This is a genomic window from Cupriavidus neocaledonicus (assembly GCF_000372525.1).
GTDB classification, from domain to species: domain Bacteria; phylum Pseudomonadota; class Gammaproteobacteria; order Burkholderiales; family Burkholderiaceae; genus Cupriavidus; species Cupriavidus neocaledonicus.
On record NZ_AQUR01000086.1, the window covers coordinates 16263 to 30680 of the forward strand.

Sequence of the window (14418 nt, forward strand, 5' to 3'; positions counted from 1 at the left end):
GATTCCTCGGGTCAGGGGCGGAACGGCTAACCCGCTCCCTTGCCCTGGCAAGTGGCACAGCGCATCCGGCGCGCACCAGCGGTCAGCGCGGGACAGTCGCCGCAGCCCTGGGCAGCAGCATCGGAACGGGGAAGAACGGGAAATGCCGCAGCGGCCCCGGACACGCCGGCGGCGCGTCACGGATCGGGGATGGCGATTGACATGCTGCCCCGCGAACCAGGCCGCGGAGCCCCCCGAAAAGCGTACGACAGGAGTAATGTAACATGCCCGCCACGTCCGGGCGGTTGCACCCGGCCCGGGAAAACAAAAACGGCGCCAAAAGGCGCCGCTCTGCTTGCAACTGGAGGCGGAGGTCGGAATCGAACCGGCGTACACGGCTTTGCAGGCCGCTGCATAACCACTCTGCCACCCCGCCAGGTGACGTGCTGCTGGATTGTATCCGCATTCAGCCGAGGCTGCCGCAGCGCTTCGATACGGCATGCCGCTGAACGGCGATCAACCCAAACAAAAAGGGAAGCGTGGCTTCCCTTTGGGGATTGGAGCGGGAGACGAGTCTCGAACTCGCGACCTCAACCTTGGCAAGGTTGCGCTCTACCAACTGAGCTACTCCCGCAGGGCACTGCTTAAATCGAATCAAGGTGTTTTATGCTGCAATGCGCCGATATCTCACAACATCTTGCGCCAAACCTACCTTATCTCGCTGCTTTCGCTTGCGTCGTCAGCAACGAGAATGAGATTATGCAAAGAACTGCCCTCTCCGTCAACCACTTTTTCGAATTTCTTTTCATTTCGGCGCGCCTGCGCGCGCCACTACGTTGCTGCGTTCGCGGATCTGCGGCCACGCCAGCTTCATGTAGTAGATCATCGACCACAGCGTCAGCACCGCCGCCACATAAATCATCCAGGTGCCGAGCCGATGGGCATCGAAGCCGAACAGGCGGTCGCTGAACAGCAGCAGCGGAATCGCAATCATCTGCACGGTGGTCTTGAGCTTGCCGAGGAAATTCACCGCGACGCTCTTGGAGGCGCCGATCTGCGCCATCCACTCGCGCAGCGCCGAAATCGTGATCTCGCGCCCGATGATGACCAGCGCGATCAGGTCGGTGACCCGGCCCAGCGCCAGCAGCGACAGCAGCGCCGCGGTCACCATCAGCTTGTCGGCGACCGGGTCCAGGAATGCGCCGAACGACGAAGTCTGGTTCCAGCGCCGTGCGAGGAAGCCGTCGAGCCAGTCCGTTACCGCGGCGATGATGAAGAACGCCGCCGCGGTCAGGTTCTTGGTGTGCATCGGCAGCCAGGCGTCAGGCAGGTAGAAGACCCCCACCACCAGTGGAATCATGGCGACGCGAAGCCAGGTCAGCAGGATCGGGATATTGAAGGGCATGGAACTCGGACGGCGGGGGACGGTAACCAATCCTGCGATTGTCGCCGATTTCGGGGCCAATCGAGCATTTCCGGCGATTGGCGTGACGGCCCGCCGCCTGGCGCGGCGGGCGGAGTCAGTGCAGCTGCCGGTAGATTTCCTCGGCAAGGCCGCGCGAAATGCCCTCGACGCTGGCCAGTTCGTCGATGCTCGCGGCCATCACGCCGCGCAGGCCGCCGAAGCGGGTCAGCAGCTTCTGGCGCCGGCGCGCGCCGATGCCCTCGATCTCTTCCAGCCTCGAGGTGGTGCGCGTCTTGGCGCGGCGCGCGCGCATGCCGGTGATGGCAAAGCGGTGCGCCTCGTCGCGGATCTGCGCCACCAGCATCAGCGCGGCACTGCCCTGGCCCAGTTCCAGCGCGGGGCGGCCGTCGGCGAACACCAGCGTCTCCAGGCCGACCTTGCGGCCCTCGCCCTTGGCGACACCGACCAGCAGGCCGATATCCAGCCCCAGTTCCTCGAACACCTGCCGCGCCACCTCGACCTGGCCCTTGCCACCATCGATCAGCACGATCTGCGGCACCAGCGCCGCGGCTTCACTGCCTTCGATGCCGCCATCCTCCTGGATCTGCTCGACCAGCTTCTGGTAGCGCCGCGTCAGCACCTGCCGCATCGCCGCGTAGTCGTCACCGGGGATGATGTCCTGGATGTTATAGCGGCGGTATTCGCTGTTCTGCATGTCATGGTGGTGGTACACCACACACGACGCCTGCGTGGCCTCGCCGGCGGTATGGCTGATGTCGAAGCACTCGACGCGCAGCAGTGCCAGGTCCTCCAGGTCGAGCCCGATGGTTTCCGCCAGCGCGCGCGTGCGCGCTTCCTGGCTGCCCTGCTCGGCCAGGCGGCGCGACAGCGCCAGCGCCGCGCCTTGCTGCGCCATCTCCAGCCAGATCTTGCGCTGGCCCTGCGGCTGGCGCACCAGCGTGACCTTGCGTCCCGCATGCAGCGCCAGCGCCTCGAGCACCGCGCCATCGTCCGGCACATGACTGACCACGACGATGGGCGGCGCTGGCTGCTCCAGGTAGTGCTGCACCATGAAGGCCGACAGCACGCGCGTGGCGATGCGGTCCACCGTCAACGGCAGCGCGGCGGCCGCGGCGCCAGCGTCGTCGGCGCTATCGTCGGCGCTGTTGTCCTCGGCGCGCTCGTCGGCGTCCTCGACGATCATCGCCGCTTCATCCGCATGGGCCGGGAAGTAAGCCTTGTCGCCCAGGTGGCGCCCGCCGCGCACCATCGCCAGGTTGACGCAGGCGCGGCCACCCTCGACCGCAACCGCCAGCACGTCGATGTCGCGCGCCTGCCCGCCCACCTCTTCCACCGCCTGGCGCTTGAGCACGGTCGACAGCGCCGCGATCTGGTCGCGCACAGCCGCCGCCTGCTCGAATTCCAGGTGTTCGGCGTGCCGCTCCATCTTGCCTTGCAGGCCTTCCAGCACCTCGCTCTGGCGGCCTTGCAGGAAGCGCGCCGCGTTGGCGACATCGCGCGCGTAATCCTCTTCGCTGATGGCATTGACGCACGGTCCGGTGCAGCGGTGGATCTGGTGCAGCAGGCACGGTCGCGTGCGATTGTTGAAGACGGTGTCCTCGCAGGTGCGCAGCTGGAACACCTTCTGCAGGATCTGCATGCTCTCGCGCACCGCGTAGGCGCTCGGGAACGGGCCGAAGTACTGGTGCTTGCGGTCGGTGGCGCCGCGGTAGTACGCCATGCGTGGGAAGCGGTGCCCGGTCAGCTTCAGGAACGGGTACGACTTGTCGTCGCGAAACAGGATGTTGTAGCGCGGCGCCAGCGCCTTGATCAGGTTGTTCTCGAGCAGCAGCGCCTCGGCCTCGGTGCGCACCACCGTGGTCTCGATGCGCGCGATGCGCGACACCATCATCGCAATGCGCGGCGACAGCTGGGTCTTGTTGAAGTAGCTCGCCACCCGCTTTTTCAGGTCGCGCGCCTTGCCCACGTAGAGCACGTTGCCGTTCGCGTCGAAATAGCGGTATACGCCCGGCAAGCCGGGCAGGCGCGATATGACCGGACGGGCGTCGAAGGGCTCGGCCGGACCCTCGGCCGGGGCTTCAGCCGGCGCTTCAGCCTGCGTTTCGGCTGGCGCAGCGGACGGCATCTCGGCGTGCGCCTCGGCCGGTACCTCGTCGGCGGGTTTCGGAGAATCGGGTTGCTGGTCTGACATGTGGGGACGATGACCGCTGCGGGCCGGCGCGCAGCGACGCCGCGCGGCCTCTAAAATCGCAAGTTTAGAGCAATTCAACCGCGCGCCCCGCCGACCTCCACCTCTCATGCCAATCCGCTCCTGGGACATCTTCTGCACCGTGATCGACAACTTCGGCGACATCGGCGTCTGCTGGCGGCTGGCGCGCCAGCTGGCGCAGGAACACGGGCACGCGGTGCGGCTGTGGGTCGATGACCTGGCCAGCTTCGCCCGGCTGGCGCCGGACCTGGACCCCGCCGCAGCCGTGCAGCACCTTGCCGGTGTCGAAATCCGCCCGTGGCGTCCTGCCCCCGCGGCCGCCGAAGCCGACGGCACCGCCGGCGCCGACCCGCACGATGCCGTGATCGAGGCATTCGCCTGCCATCTGCCGCCGGCGTTCCTCGAGCGCATGGCGGCGCGCGCGCGCCAACCGGCGTGGATCAACCTGGAGTACCTGAGCGCCGAAGCGTGGGTGCGCGAACATCACGCGATGCCGTCGCCGCACCCGCGCCTGCCGCTGGTCAAGCACTTCTTCTTTCCCGGTTTCGAGCCCGGCACCGGCGGGCTGCTGCGTGAATCGATGCTGGGCGCGCAGCGTGCCGCGTTCCTCGACGGCGCGGCGGCGCAGGCGTCACTGTGGCACCGGTTGAGCGTGACGCCGCTGACCGACGCGCTGCGCGTGAGCCTGTTCGCCTACCGCAACCCGGCACTGCCGGCGCTGCTGGAGCAATGGCGCGATGGCACCGAGGCCGTCCATTGCCTGGTGCCGTCCGGCCTGGCGGCCAGCCAGGTGGCGGAGTGGCTCGGCGCCCCGCTGGCACCGGGCCGGCCGGTCGCCCGCGGCAGCCTGTGCGTGCAGGCGATCCCCTTCGTGCGGCAGGAGCACTATGACGAATTGCTGTGGGCCTGCGACCTCAACTTCGTGCGCGGCGAGGACTCCTTCGTGCGCGCGCAGTGGGCGGCGCGGCCGCTGGTCTGGCATATCTACCCCCAGGATGACGAAGCCCACCGGGTCAAGCTCGATGCCTGGCTGGAACTCTTCGCGAACAGCGGCGTGGCACCGCAAGCGGCGGCCGCGCTGGCGGATTTCTGGCACGCCTGGAACGGCTGCGGCAATGCGCCCGACTGGCCCCGCCTGAGGGCGCAGCTGCCGGCACTTGCGGGGATCGCCCCGCGCTGGGAGCGGCGCTTGCAGCATCCCGGCGACCTTGCCGCCAACCTGGTGGCGTTTTGCGAAAATCAGGTAAAATAACCGGTTGATCCAAATGGCGACCGGGCCGGAGAACCAGGGTCTTGCCGGGCGTGAACCACCACGCGGGGCAATGGCCTAAAGCAAGCTGGGCACGGGGTCGCGAGCGCGTGGATCCCGGCTCTCGCGGGCTTACCGCGGGCACGCCGGCAGCGCGCCTTCGCCATTCCAAATTCCTAGACTTTATTTTTCAGGAAATCAGTTCAGATGAAAATCGCACAGGAACTCCGCGTCGGTAACGTGTTCATGATCGGCGGCGATCCGATGGTCGTGCAGAAGGCCGAGTACAACAAGTCGGGCCGCAACGCCGCTGTGGTCAAGATGAAGTACAAGAACCTGCTGACGGACGCACCGGGCGAGTCGGTGTTCAAGGCCGACGACAAGTTCGAAGTGGTGGTGCTCGAGCGCCGCGAATGCACCTACTCGTACTTCGCTGACCCGATGTACGTGTTCATGGACGCCGACTACAACCAGTACGAAGTCGAGAAGGACAGCATGGGTGACTCGCTGAACTACCTCGAGGACGGCATGAACGTCGAAGTCGTGTTCTACAACGACAAGGCCATCTCGGTCGAAATGCCGACCACGCTGGTGCGCGAGATCGTCTACACCGAGCCGGCCGTCAAGGGCGACACCTCGTCGGGCAAGGTGCTCAAGGGCGCCAAGATCAACACCGGCTTCGAGCTGCAAGTGCCGCTGTTCTGCAACATCGGCGACAAGATCGAAATCGACACCCGCACCGGCGAATACCGCAGCCGCGCCAACTAAGGCGCTGGTCTGGCCCCGCTGCAGCGCGGGGCGGGCAATAAAAAATGGCAGCCTCGGCTGCCATTTTTGTTTGCGCGTCAGACGCGGCGCACGCGTTCAGGCGATCAGCTCGTGTTCCTTCAGCGTGCGCAGCGCGGCGCGGTACTCGCCCTCCTGCTGCAGCTTGTTCCAGTCGAGCGGCTTGCGGCGCGCGAACAGCTTGCGGATGCGACGCTGCGAGGCTTTGCCGATCTCGACGTCGAGCTCGCTCAGCAGCTGGTCGGCGCGGTCCGGATGGTTGCAGATCAGCACCATGTCGCAGCCCGCGCTCAGCGCGGCGCGCGCGGCCTCGGTGACGGTGCCGGCGACGCTGGCGCCTTCCATGCTGAGGTCGTCGCTGAAGATCACGCCCTCGAAGCCCAGCTGCGCGCGCAGCACGTCCTGCAGCCAGTAGCGCGAGAAGCCGGCCGGGCTGGGGTCGACCTTGGGATAGATCACGTGCGCCGGCATCACCGACGACAGCGACAGGCCGAGCCATTCATACGGGCGCGCGTCCTGGCCCAGGATCTGGTCCAGCGCGCGTTCGTCGACCGGGATCGCCACGTGCGAATCCGCCTCGACGTAGCCGTGGCCGGGAAAATGCTTGCCGCAGTTGCTCATGCCCGCCAGCAGCAGGCCATGGTTCAGGTGGCCGGCCAGCATCGACACCACGCGCGGGTCGGCATGGAAGGCGCGGTCGCCGATCACGGCGCTGCGGCCGTAGTCGAGGTCCAGCACCGGGGTGAAGCTCAGGTCGATATCGCAGGCGCGCAGCTCGGCGGCCAGCACGTAGCCGCAGGCGACCGCGGCCTTGGTCGCGGCCAGCACGTCGCGTTCCCACAGTTCGCCCAGGCGGTGCATCGCCGGCAGGTGGGTAAAGCCGTCGGTCTTGCAGCGCTGCACGCGACCGCCTTCATGGTCGATGCAGATCAGCACGTCGTCGCGCACCGCGCGAATCGCGCGCGTCAGCGCCTGCAGCTGCGCGCGCGACTCGAAATTGCGCGCGAACAGGATCACGCCGCCGGTGAGCGGATGCGCGATGCGGCGCGCGTCTTCCGCGTCGAGCTGCTTGCCGACGACATCGAGGACCACCGGGCCCGGCCGCTTGCCGGAATTCTTCTTGGACATGGAGAGGGTTGGATTCACAAGGCTGCAGGTTGAGACGCCGCCGCGCCGCTGCGCTCGGCAATGGCGAAGGCGACTGCGTAATCATGTTCGTCACTGACACTGACCCGCACGACCAGCCCGCGTTCCGCCAGCCACGCAGCCAGCTCGCCATGGCACACCGCGGTGGGCTCGCCGGATGGCAGGTTCATCAGTTCCATCGCGCGCCACGTCATCGGCCAGCGCATGCCCAGGCCGATCGCCTTGGAGAACGCTTCCTTGGCGGCGAAGCGCGTCGCCAGGAACGCCAGGCCGCGCTTTTCCGAACGCGCCTTGCGGGCGTGGTACTTGGCCAGCTCGTCGGGGCCCAGCACCTTTTCGGCGAAACGGCCGTTGGTGCGCGTCATCACGCCCTGCACGCGCGCGATCTGGATGATGTCGGTGCCGATGCCGTAAATCACGCCGGGGTGCCCCCGGCAGGATATTGCGTGCCCAGGCGCGCGGCCACCATGATCGCCTTCATCTCGCGCACCGCGTTCTCCCAGCCCGCGAACACCGCATGCGCGACGATGGCGTGGCCGATATTCAGTTCCTTGATGCCCGGCAGCGCCGCGATCGGCTGCACGTTGGTGTAGTGCAGCCCGTGGCCGGCATTGACCACCAGCCCCTGCTTCAGGCCGGCATCGACGCCATCGGCGATGCGGCGGAACTCGGTCGCCTGTTGGTCAGGCGTATGCGCGTCGGCATAGCGGCCGGTGTGCAGCTCGATCACGGGCGCGCCGCAGGCCGCGGCCGCGGCGATCTGGTCCACGTCCGGATCGATGAACAGCGACACGCGGATGCCGGCACCGGCGAGCTGCGCGCACGCCGCCTTGACCTGCTCGAAGCGGCCGGCCACGTCCAGCCCACCCTCGGTGGTCACCTCTTCGCGGCGCTCCGGCACCAGGCACACATCCTGCGGGCGGATCTCGCAGGCGATGTCCAGCATTTCCTGCGTGATCGCGCATTCCAGGTTCATGCGCGTGGCCAGCTGCGGGCGCAGCGCGCGCACGTCGGCATCGCGGATATGGCGCCGGTCTTCGCGCAGGTGCAGCGTGATCAGGTCGGCGCCGGCCTGCTCGGCCAGCAGCGCGGCGCGAATGGGATCGGGGTACACCGTGCCACGCGCGTTGCGCAGCGTGGCCACGTGGTCGATGTTGACGCCAAGGTCGATGACGCCCGGATTTGCGTGGAAGATCATGCGAGCAGGTGCAGGAGAAAGTCGGAGGTTCTTGTCGGTCAGAGATACTGCAGGTCGATCAGTATCTGGCGCGTCTTCAGCGGCGCGCCTTGCAGATAATAATGCAGCAGGAACCGCATCAGCGCGCGGCTTTGCGCGGCGGTCTGCGCGCGGCTGTAGTCGTCCTGCGCCATGTCCAGCAGGGTCTGGCCCGAAACCACCGGCCACGTCGACGGATCGCTCGGCTGGGCCCGGCGCACGCCGCGCTCGGGCTGGTAGACATAATCGAGGCCCGGCAGCACCCGCTCCCCGGTGCTCAGACACTGGTCGAACGCCACCGCGAAGCCGGTTTCCTGCAGCAGCACGCGCTCGAAGCTGCGCAGCACCAGCCCGGCCGGCTCGCCGTGCGCCAGCCGCGTCAGTGTCGACAGATAATGGCGGAACAACACCGGATGCGCGTCCTCGCGCGGGCAGAAGCGCATCAGCAGTTCGTTCAGGTAGAACGCCGACAGCAGCGCGTCGCCGGCCAGCGGCGGCATGCCGCCGACCCACTCGGCCTTGGTCAGGGTCTTGACCTCGCCGCGGCCGCTCCATGACACCGAGACCGGATGGAAGTGCTGCAGCACCGCGCGCAGCGCCGAGTGCGGTCGCTTGGCGCCCTTGGCCACCATCGAGATGCGGCCGTAGTCGCGCGTGAACACGTCCAGGATCAGGCTGGTCTCGCGATAGGGCCAGGCGTGCAGCACGAAGCCGGGCTGCTCGGCCACGCGCGATTCGGGCCGCGCCGGCACGATGCGCATGGCGCGATCCATCATCGCGCGCGCGGCGGCGTCGGCCATGCCGGGCAGCGCGCCGCTGTCGAGCAGTTCAGCGGCCTCGTCGACCACGGGGTCGGCGCGCCGGGCCTTGGGCGCGGGCGCGCGCGCGATGTCAGCGGTCTTGCTCACGGGGCGCTCGCTGGGGGCTCGCTGTCGGGTTGGGCGTCGGGATCGTTGCCGGGCTCACTCGTAGCCGTATGCGCGCAGGCCGGCTTCGTTGTCGGCCCAGCCGCTCTTCACCTTGATCCACATTTCCAGGTAGACCTTGCCGTCGAACAGCTTTTCCATGTCCAGCCGCGCCTCGGTCGAGATCTGCTTGAGCTTGCTGCCCTTGTTGCCGATGATCATGGCCTTGTGCGCATCGCGCTCGACCAGGATGGTGGCAAAGACGCGGCGCAGGCGTCCTTCGGTCTCGAACTTGTCGATGATCACGGTACTGGTGTACGGCAGCTCGTCGCCGGTCCAGCGGAACACCTTCTCGCGGATGATCTCGGAGGCCAGGAAACGCTCGCTGCGATCCGTCATCGCATCGGCGTCATACATCGGCTCGCCTTCCGGCAGGTAGGGCCGGATGATGTCGAACAGCCGCGCGATATGGTCGCGGGTCTTGGCCGACATCGGCACCACTTCGCGGAACGGGAACTGCTGCCCCATCTTTTCCAGGAAGGGCATCATCACTTCCGAGCGGTTCTCGCCGATGCGGTCGAGCTTGTTGGCCACCAGCAGCACCGGCGTGTTCTTCGGCAGCAGCGACAGCACCTTCTCGTCGTCGGCGCCGTAGTAGCCGGCCTCGACCACGAACAGCACCAGGTCCACCGACGACAGCGTGGACGTGACCGCGCGGTTCAGCGAACGGTTCAGCGCACTGGCGTGGCGGGTCTGGAAGCCCGGCGTGTCGACGAACACATACTGCGCGTCATCGGTGGTCTGAATGCCGACGATGCGATGCCGCGTGGTCTGCGCCTTGCGCGAGGTGATGCTGATCTTCTGGCCGACCAGCGCGTTCATCAGCGTGGACTTGCCCACGTTGGGGCGGCCGACGATGGCCACGGTGCCGCAGCGGAACGCCGCGGCCGGGGTATCCGCCGCGTCTTGCTGCGGATGGGTAGATTCGGTCATTCCTTCAACCTGAGAGACAGCTGCGGGTCCTGCGGCTGGGGTTGCTTGCGGGTCTTGCCGGTACGCTCGGCGCGGCTGCGCTTGAGCAGCTGCGGCACCAGCTTCTGGACTTCATCGAGCGCCAGCTTGGCGGCGGCCTGCTCGGCGGCGCGCCGCGACGCGCCGGTGCCGAACACCCGGACTTCCAGTTTAGGCACGGTGCACTCGACTTCAAACTGCTGGCTGTGCGCGGCACCGTGTGTGGCGATTACGTTATATTGCGGCAGGGCAATCTTGTGGCCCTGCAGGTATTCCTGCAGCAGGGTCTTGGCGTCCTTGCCCAGCGTGCGCGGATCGACCTGCTCCAGGATCGGGATATAGAGCTTGCGGATCAGCGCCCGCGCGGCATCGAAGCCGGCGTCGAGGAATACCGCGCCGACGATGGCTTCGAGCGCATCGGCCAGGATCGACGGGCGGCGAAAGCCGCCGCTCTTCAGCTCGCCCTCGCCCAGGCGCAGGGTATCGGACAACTGCAGCATCTGGGCGATTTCGTACAGCGCCTGCTGCTTGACGAGGTTGGCGCGCACCCGCGACAGGTCGCCCTCGTCGAGCTTGCCGAACATGCCATAGAGCATGTCGGCCACGGCGCAGTTGAGCACCGAGTCGCCGAGGAACTCCAGGCGTTCATTGTGCTGGGCGCTGTGGCTGCGGTGCGTCAGCGCCTGTTGCAGCAATTCGGGCTTGCTGAATCGGTAGCCGAGTCGTTGCTGCAAGGCGTCGAGGTTCATATCAGTGCTGCGTTCCTGAATAGGTAATCAACAGGCTCAGGGGTCCGTAGACAGGCACCTCGGTGCGGTACGAGAAATCGACCGACCGGATGGCGCCGTTATCGTCTTCCCGGATCAGCAGGTCCTCGCCCTTGACCGCGGTAATGCGGTCGATGGCGGCCTGCTTCTCGAAGAATTCGACCACTTCACGTTTGTTGGCGGCGCGCTGCTTGGCATAGCCGGCGGCGCGCTTGACCGAAAAATATTCCACCAGGCTCGGGATCGCGCGCAGGGCCGGCAAGGCCACGCCGACCACGAACACCACGATCACCAGCAGCGTCCACACGGAAAACCCGCCGGCGCCAGCCCGGCGCCATGCCGGATGGTTTCCTGCCCCCACCTTCCCAAATCGACCCATCGCGCCTGCCCTCGTTTTGTTGAGTGTTCTTGCGCCGCGCCAGAAGCTTACTTAAACGATCCAACGCGTCCGAAATTGCCCAGGTTCATCCAGATCACGAATGCCTTGCCGACGATGTTCTGGTCCGGCACGAACCCCCAGTAACGGGAATCGAGGCTGTTGTCGCGATTGTCACCCATGACGAAATAGTGACCTGCAGGTACCTTGCAAGTCACACCCTGTTGATTGTAGGTGCAGTTGTCCCGGTACGGAAAATCCGGATCCGCACCGGCGATAAAGGCCGGCCGGTCGGCGTCGTTCAGGATGCCATGCTCGACGCCGCCCGGGAGCTTTTCGCGGAAATGGCGCGAATAGGCCAGGCGCTCCTCGTCGAGGAAGTCCGGCAGCGCGGTGTACTCGGCCGGCTTGCCGTTGATGGTCAGGCGCTTGTTGGCGTACTGCACCACATCGCCGGGCACGCCGATGACGCGCTTGATGTAGTCGAGCGACGGATCCTTCGGATAGCGGAACACCATCACGTCGCCGCGCTGGGGCTCGCCCATGTCCATGATCTTCTTGTTCACCACCGGCAGGCGGATGCCATACTCGTACTTGTTGACGAGGATGAAGTCGCCGATCAGCAAGGTCGGGATCATCGAGCCGGACGGGATCTTGAACGGCTCGACCACGAACGAGCGCAGCACGAACACCGCCAGGATCACCGGGAAGAAGCTGGCCGAATACTCGAGCCACCACGGCTGGCGCAGTTTCTCCTCAGCGAGGCGCTTGCGCGTGGCGTCGGCATCGGCCGCGCCGAAGCTGCCTTGCAGGCGGCCCTGCTGCGAATCGAACTCGGCCAGCGCGAGCCGCGCCGAAGAGCGGCGCTGCCGCTCGAACACGAGCTTGTCGGCCACCCACGCCACGCCCGTGATCACCACCAGCACAAAAAGGATCAGTGCAAAATTCATGACGGCTTCTGGTTCTTGGAAATCCTGGTACAGCCTGTTCTGTCACCGCGCCGGCAAGGCTGCCGCGCGTGGCCCTGCCACTGCCCTGCCCGCGGCAATTACTTGTCGTCGACTTGCAGGATGGCCAGGAAGGCCTCTTGCGGAATCTCGACGGTACCGACCTGCTTCATCCGCTTCTTGCCTGCCTTCTGCTTTTCCAGCAGCTTCTTCTTGCGCGAGATATCGCCGCCGTAGCACTTGGCCAGCACGTTCTTGCGCAGCGCCTTGACGTTTTCGCGCGCGATGATGTTGGAGCCGATCGCAGCCTGGATCGCCACGTCGTACATCTGGCGCGGAATGATCTCGCGCATCTTGGCCGCGACCTCGCGCCCGCGGTATTGCGAATTGGAGCGGTGCACGATTACCGACAGCGCATCGACCTTGTCGCTGTTGATCAGGATATCGACCTTGACCACGTCGGACGGGCGATATTCCTTGAACTCGTAATCCATCGAGGCGTAGCCGCGCGACACCGACTTGAGGCGGTCGAAGAAATCGAGCACGATTTCCGCCATCGGGATTTCGTAGGTCAGCTGCACCTGCTTGCCGTGGTAGCTCATGTTGATCTGCGTGCCACGCTTCTGCGTGCACAGCGTGATCACCGAGCCGACATATTCCTGCGGCATGTACAGGTTGACGGTGACGATGGGCTCGAGGATGGCGTCGATCTTGCTGGGGTCCGGCATCTTGGCCGGATTTTCCACGGTGACAGTGGAGCCGTCGCGCATCTGCACCTGGTACACCACCGTCGGAGCGGTGGTGATCAGGTCCATGTCGAATTCGCGCTCCAGGCGCTCCTGCACGATCTCCATGTGCAGCAGGCCAAGGAAGCCGCAGCGGAAGCCGAAGCCCAGCGCCTGCGATACTTCCGGCTCGAACATCAGCGAGGCATCGTTGAGCCGCAGCTTTTCCAGCGACTCGCGCAGCGCCTCGTACTGGTTCGCTTCCACCGGATACAGGCCGGCGAACACCTGCGGCTTGACTTCCTTGAAACCCGGCAGCGGCGCTTCGGCCTTGCGTTGCACGGTGGTGAGGGTGTCGCCGACCTTGGCCGCCTTCAGTTCCTTGATGCCGGCAATGACAAAGCCCACCTGCCCGGCGGTCAGCGCGTCGCGCTGAATCGACTTGGGCGTAAACACGCCAACCTGCTCGACCAGGTGCTGCGCGCCGGTGGCCATCAGCAGCACCTTGTCCTTGGTGCGCAGCGTGCCGTTGACCACGCGCACCAGCATCACCACGCCGACGTAGTTGTCGAACCACGAGTCGATGATCAGCGCCTGCAGCGGTGCATCGGCATCGCCCTTGGGCGGCGGCACCTTGGCGATCAGCGCCTCGATCACGTCCTGCACGCCCTGGCCGGTCTTGGCCGAGCACGGCGTGGCATCCTGCGCGTCGATGCCGATGACGTCCTCGATCTCCTGGATCGCGCTGTCCGGGTCGGCCTGCGGCAGGTCGATCTTGTTCAGCACCGGCACCACCTCCACGCCCAGCTCGATCGCGGTGTAGCAGTTGGCCACGGTCTGGGCCTCGACGCCCTGCGAGGCATCGACCACCAGCAGCGCGCCTTCGCAGGCGGACAGCGAGCGGCTGACTTCATAGCTGAAGTCGACATGCCCGGGGGTGTCGATCAGATTCAGGTTGTAGACCTGGCCGTCGCGCGCCTTGTAGCTCAGCGCGGCGGTCTGCGCCTTGATGGTGATGCCGCGCTCTTTTTCGATATCCATCGAATCGAGAACCTGCGCTTCCATCTCGCGATCCGACAGCCCTCCGCAAAGCTGAATGATCCGGTCGGCCAGGGTGGACTTCCCATGGTCGATATGGGCAATGATCGAGAAATTACGGATATGGTCCATCTAATGTTCAGGGAAGCGCCGGCTGAGAGCCCGGGCGGCAACAAGCAGTGGAGCGGCCCGGCGCCGCGCGCCGCAAGGCGTGCGCGGGCGTACCGCGGGTTCGGGGGTGCAATTTTTGCGCCAATCCGCAATTTTACCGGATTTTCAATGACTTCCGGGTCGTCATCTGGTGGCGTGGCGCGAATGCCGGCGGCGTTCAGTGCTCGGTGCGCGCGGCGCCATGTGCGGCAAGCCATACCCTTGTCGCCGCTTCGTCAAGGAAATAGTGGCAAAGGGGCGCGGCATGCGCCGACGCGTCCGCGGCCAGGTCCGCCGGCGTGCCAGGCATCAGCACCGGCACCAGCTCGCCAAAGCGCGCCTCGAGGGCGGCATCGGCGTCGACATCGACTTCATGCAGGGTGAAAGAAAAATCGCGCCGGAGCGGCTCCAGCGCGACTTTCATGTCTTCGCACAGGTGGCAGTACGCCCGGCCGTACAGCGTCAGCGCGGGCGTGGCGGCCATGGCG

14 protein-coding genes and 2 tRNA genes are annotated in these 14418 nt (G+C 66.0%); 2 read left to right on the plus strand and 14 right to left on the minus strand.

The window, feature by feature from the left end:
• Nucleotides 1-341: 341 nt before the first annotated feature.
• The 4 genes from A3AG_RS0109310 to uvrC form a co-directional block, all read right to left on the minus strand.
• Nucleotides 342-415, minus strand: a tRNA-Cys gene (locus A3AG_RS0109310).
• A 122-nt stretch (nt 416-537) separates the two neighbouring features.
• Nucleotides 538-613: transfer RNA gene (locus A3AG_RS0109315), tRNA-Gly, on the minus strand.
• Between the two features lie 171 nt (nt 614-784).
• Entirely contained in the window at nt 785-1384 is a 600-nt protein-coding gene (gene pgsA / locus A3AG_RS0109320) for a CDP-diacylglycerol--glycerol-3-phosphate 3-phosphatidyltransferase (RefSeq protein WP_018005140.1), read from the minus strand.
• Between the two features lie 115 nt (nt 1385-1499).
• Nucleotides 1500-3530: an excinuclease ABC subunit UvrC gene (gene uvrC / locus A3AG_RS0109325; RefSeq protein WP_018005141.1), complete on the minus strand. Its 2031-nt coding sequence runs from the start codon at nt 3528-3530 to the stop codon at nt 1500-1502.
• A gap of 172 nt (nt 3531-3702) precedes the next feature.
• Between uvrC and earP the strand changes: the two genes are divergently transcribed.
• A complete protein-coding gene (earP, locus tag A3AG_RS0109330; RefSeq protein ID WP_018005142.1) occupies nt 3703-4866 on the plus strand; it encodes an elongation factor P maturation arginine rhamnosyltransferase EarP in 1164 nt (387 codons plus the stop codon).
• Nucleotides 4867-5070: 204 nt separating this feature from the next.
• Nucleotides 5071-5631 carry an elongation factor P gene (gene efp, locus A3AG_RS0109335; protein WP_010814696.1) on the plus strand — a complete coding sequence of 187 codons (561 nt, stop codon included), beginning with the start codon at nt 5071-5073 and terminating at the stop codon, nt 5629-5631.
• A gap of 96 nt (nt 5632-5727) precedes the next feature.
• Here efp and nagZ read toward each other — a convergent pair whose 3' ends face one another.
• From nagZ to A3AG_RS0109385, 10 genes are all read right to left on the minus strand, one after another.
• Nucleotides 5728-6777: a beta-N-acetylhexosaminidase gene (nagZ, locus tag A3AG_RS0109340; protein ID WP_018005143.1), complete on the minus strand. Its 1050-nt coding sequence runs from the start codon at nt 6775-6777 to the stop codon at nt 5728-5730.
• A 14-nt stretch (nt 6778-6791) separates the two neighbouring features.
• Nucleotides 6792-7214 carry a holo-ACP synthase gene (acpS, locus tag A3AG_RS0109345; protein WP_018005144.1) on the minus strand — a complete coding sequence of 141 codons (423 nt, stop codon included), beginning with the start codon at nt 7212-7214 and terminating at the stop codon, nt 6792-6794.
• Nucleotides 7211-7993 carry a pyridoxine 5'-phosphate synthase gene (gene pdxJ, locus A3AG_RS0109350; protein ID WP_018005145.1) on the minus strand — a complete coding sequence of 261 codons (783 nt, stop codon included), beginning with the start codon at nt 7991-7993 and terminating at the stop codon, nt 7211-7213. Before pdxJ ends, acpS begins: the two co-directional genes overlap by 4 nt.
• 38 nt (nt 7994-8031) lie before the next feature.
• Entirely contained in the window at nt 8032-8919 is an 888-nt protein-coding gene (gene recO / locus A3AG_RS0109355; protein WP_018005146.1) for a DNA repair protein RecO, read from the minus strand.
• A gap of 54 nt (nt 8920-8973) precedes the next feature.
• Complete coding sequence (era, locus tag A3AG_RS0109360; RefSeq protein ID WP_018005147.1) at nt 8974-9909, minus strand: GTPase Era; 936 nt, start codon at nt 9907-9909, stop codon at nt 8974-8976.
• A complete protein-coding gene (gene rnc / locus A3AG_RS0109365) occupies nt 9906-10676 on the minus strand; it encodes a ribonuclease III (protein ID WP_012353305.1) in 771 nt (256 codons plus the stop codon). Before rnc ends, era begins: the two co-directional genes overlap by 4 nt.
• Nucleotide 10677: 1 nt before the next feature.
• Nucleotides 10678-11073, minus strand: coding sequence for a DUF4845 domain-containing protein (locus tag A3AG_RS0109370; RefSeq protein WP_018005148.1), 396 nt, complete (start codon nt 11071-11073; stop codon nt 10678-10680).
• Nucleotides 11074-11120: 47 nt separating this feature from the next.
• Complete coding sequence (gene lepB / locus A3AG_RS0109375) at nt 11121-12020, minus strand: signal peptidase I (RefSeq protein WP_018005149.1); 900 nt, start codon at nt 12018-12020, stop codon at nt 11121-11123.
• A gap of 98 nt (nt 12021-12118) precedes the next feature.
• On the minus strand, nt 12119-13912 hold the full coding sequence (gene lepA / locus A3AG_RS0109380; RefSeq protein WP_018005150.1) for a translation elongation factor 4: 1794 nt from the start codon (nt 13910-13912) through the stop codon (nt 12119-12121).
• Nucleotides 13913-14108: 196 nt separating this feature from the next.
• Complete coding sequence (locus A3AG_RS0109385) at nt 14109-14414, minus strand: glutaredoxin family protein (protein ID WP_018005151.1); 306 nt, start codon at nt 14412-14414, stop codon at nt 14109-14111.
• Nucleotides 14415-14418: the final 4 nt, after the last annotated feature.

What these genes read in the sequence shown, in the direction of transcription:
- A3AG_RS0109370 (WP_018005148.1), bottom strand. Translation starts at nt 11,073, where the DNA reads ATGGGTCGATTTGGGAAGGTGGGGGCAGGAAACCATCCGGCATGGCGC.
- A3AG_RS0109385 (WP_018005151.1), bottom strand. Translation starts at nt 14,414, where the DNA reads ATGGCCGCCACGCCCGCGCTGACGCTGTACGGCCGGGCGTACTGCCAC.
- era (WP_018005147.1), bottom strand. Translation starts at nt 9,909, where the DNA reads ATGACCGAATCTACCCATCCGCAGCAAGACGCGGCGGATACCCCGGCC.
- pgsA (WP_018005140.1), bottom strand. Translation starts at nt 1,384, where the DNA reads ATGCCCTTCAATATCCCGATCCTGCTGACCTGGCTTCGCGTCGCCATG.
- earP (WP_018005142.1), top strand. Translation starts at nt 3,703, where the DNA reads ATGCCAATCCGCTCCTGGGACATCTTCTGCACCGTGATCGACAACTTC.
- efp (WP_010814696.1), top strand. Translation starts at nt 5,071, where the DNA reads ATGAAAATCGCACAGGAACTCCGCGTCGGTAACGTGTTCATGATCGGC.
- rnc (WP_012353305.1), bottom strand. Translation starts at nt 10,676, where the DNA reads ATGAACCTCGACGCCTTGCAGCAACGACTCGGCTACCGATTCAGCAAG.
- nagZ (WP_018005143.1), bottom strand. Translation starts at nt 6,777, where the DNA reads ATGTCCAAGAAGAATTCCGGCAAGCGGCCGGGCCCGGTGGTCCTCGAT.
- uvrC (WP_018005141.1), bottom strand. Translation starts at nt 3,530, where the DNA reads ATGCCGTCCGCTGCGCCAGCCGAAACGCAGGCTGAAGCGCCGGCTGAA.
- pdxJ (WP_018005145.1), bottom strand. Translation starts at nt 7,993, where the DNA reads ATGATCTTCCACGCAAATCCGGGCGTCATCGACCTTGGCGTCAACATC.
- lepB (WP_018005149.1), bottom strand. Translation starts at nt 12,020, where the DNA reads ATGAATTTTGCACTGATCCTTTTTGTGCTGGTGGTGATCACGGGCGTG.
- lepA (WP_018005150.1), bottom strand. Translation starts at nt 13,912, where the DNA reads ATGGACCATATCCGTAATTTCTCGATCATTGCCCATATCGACCATGGG.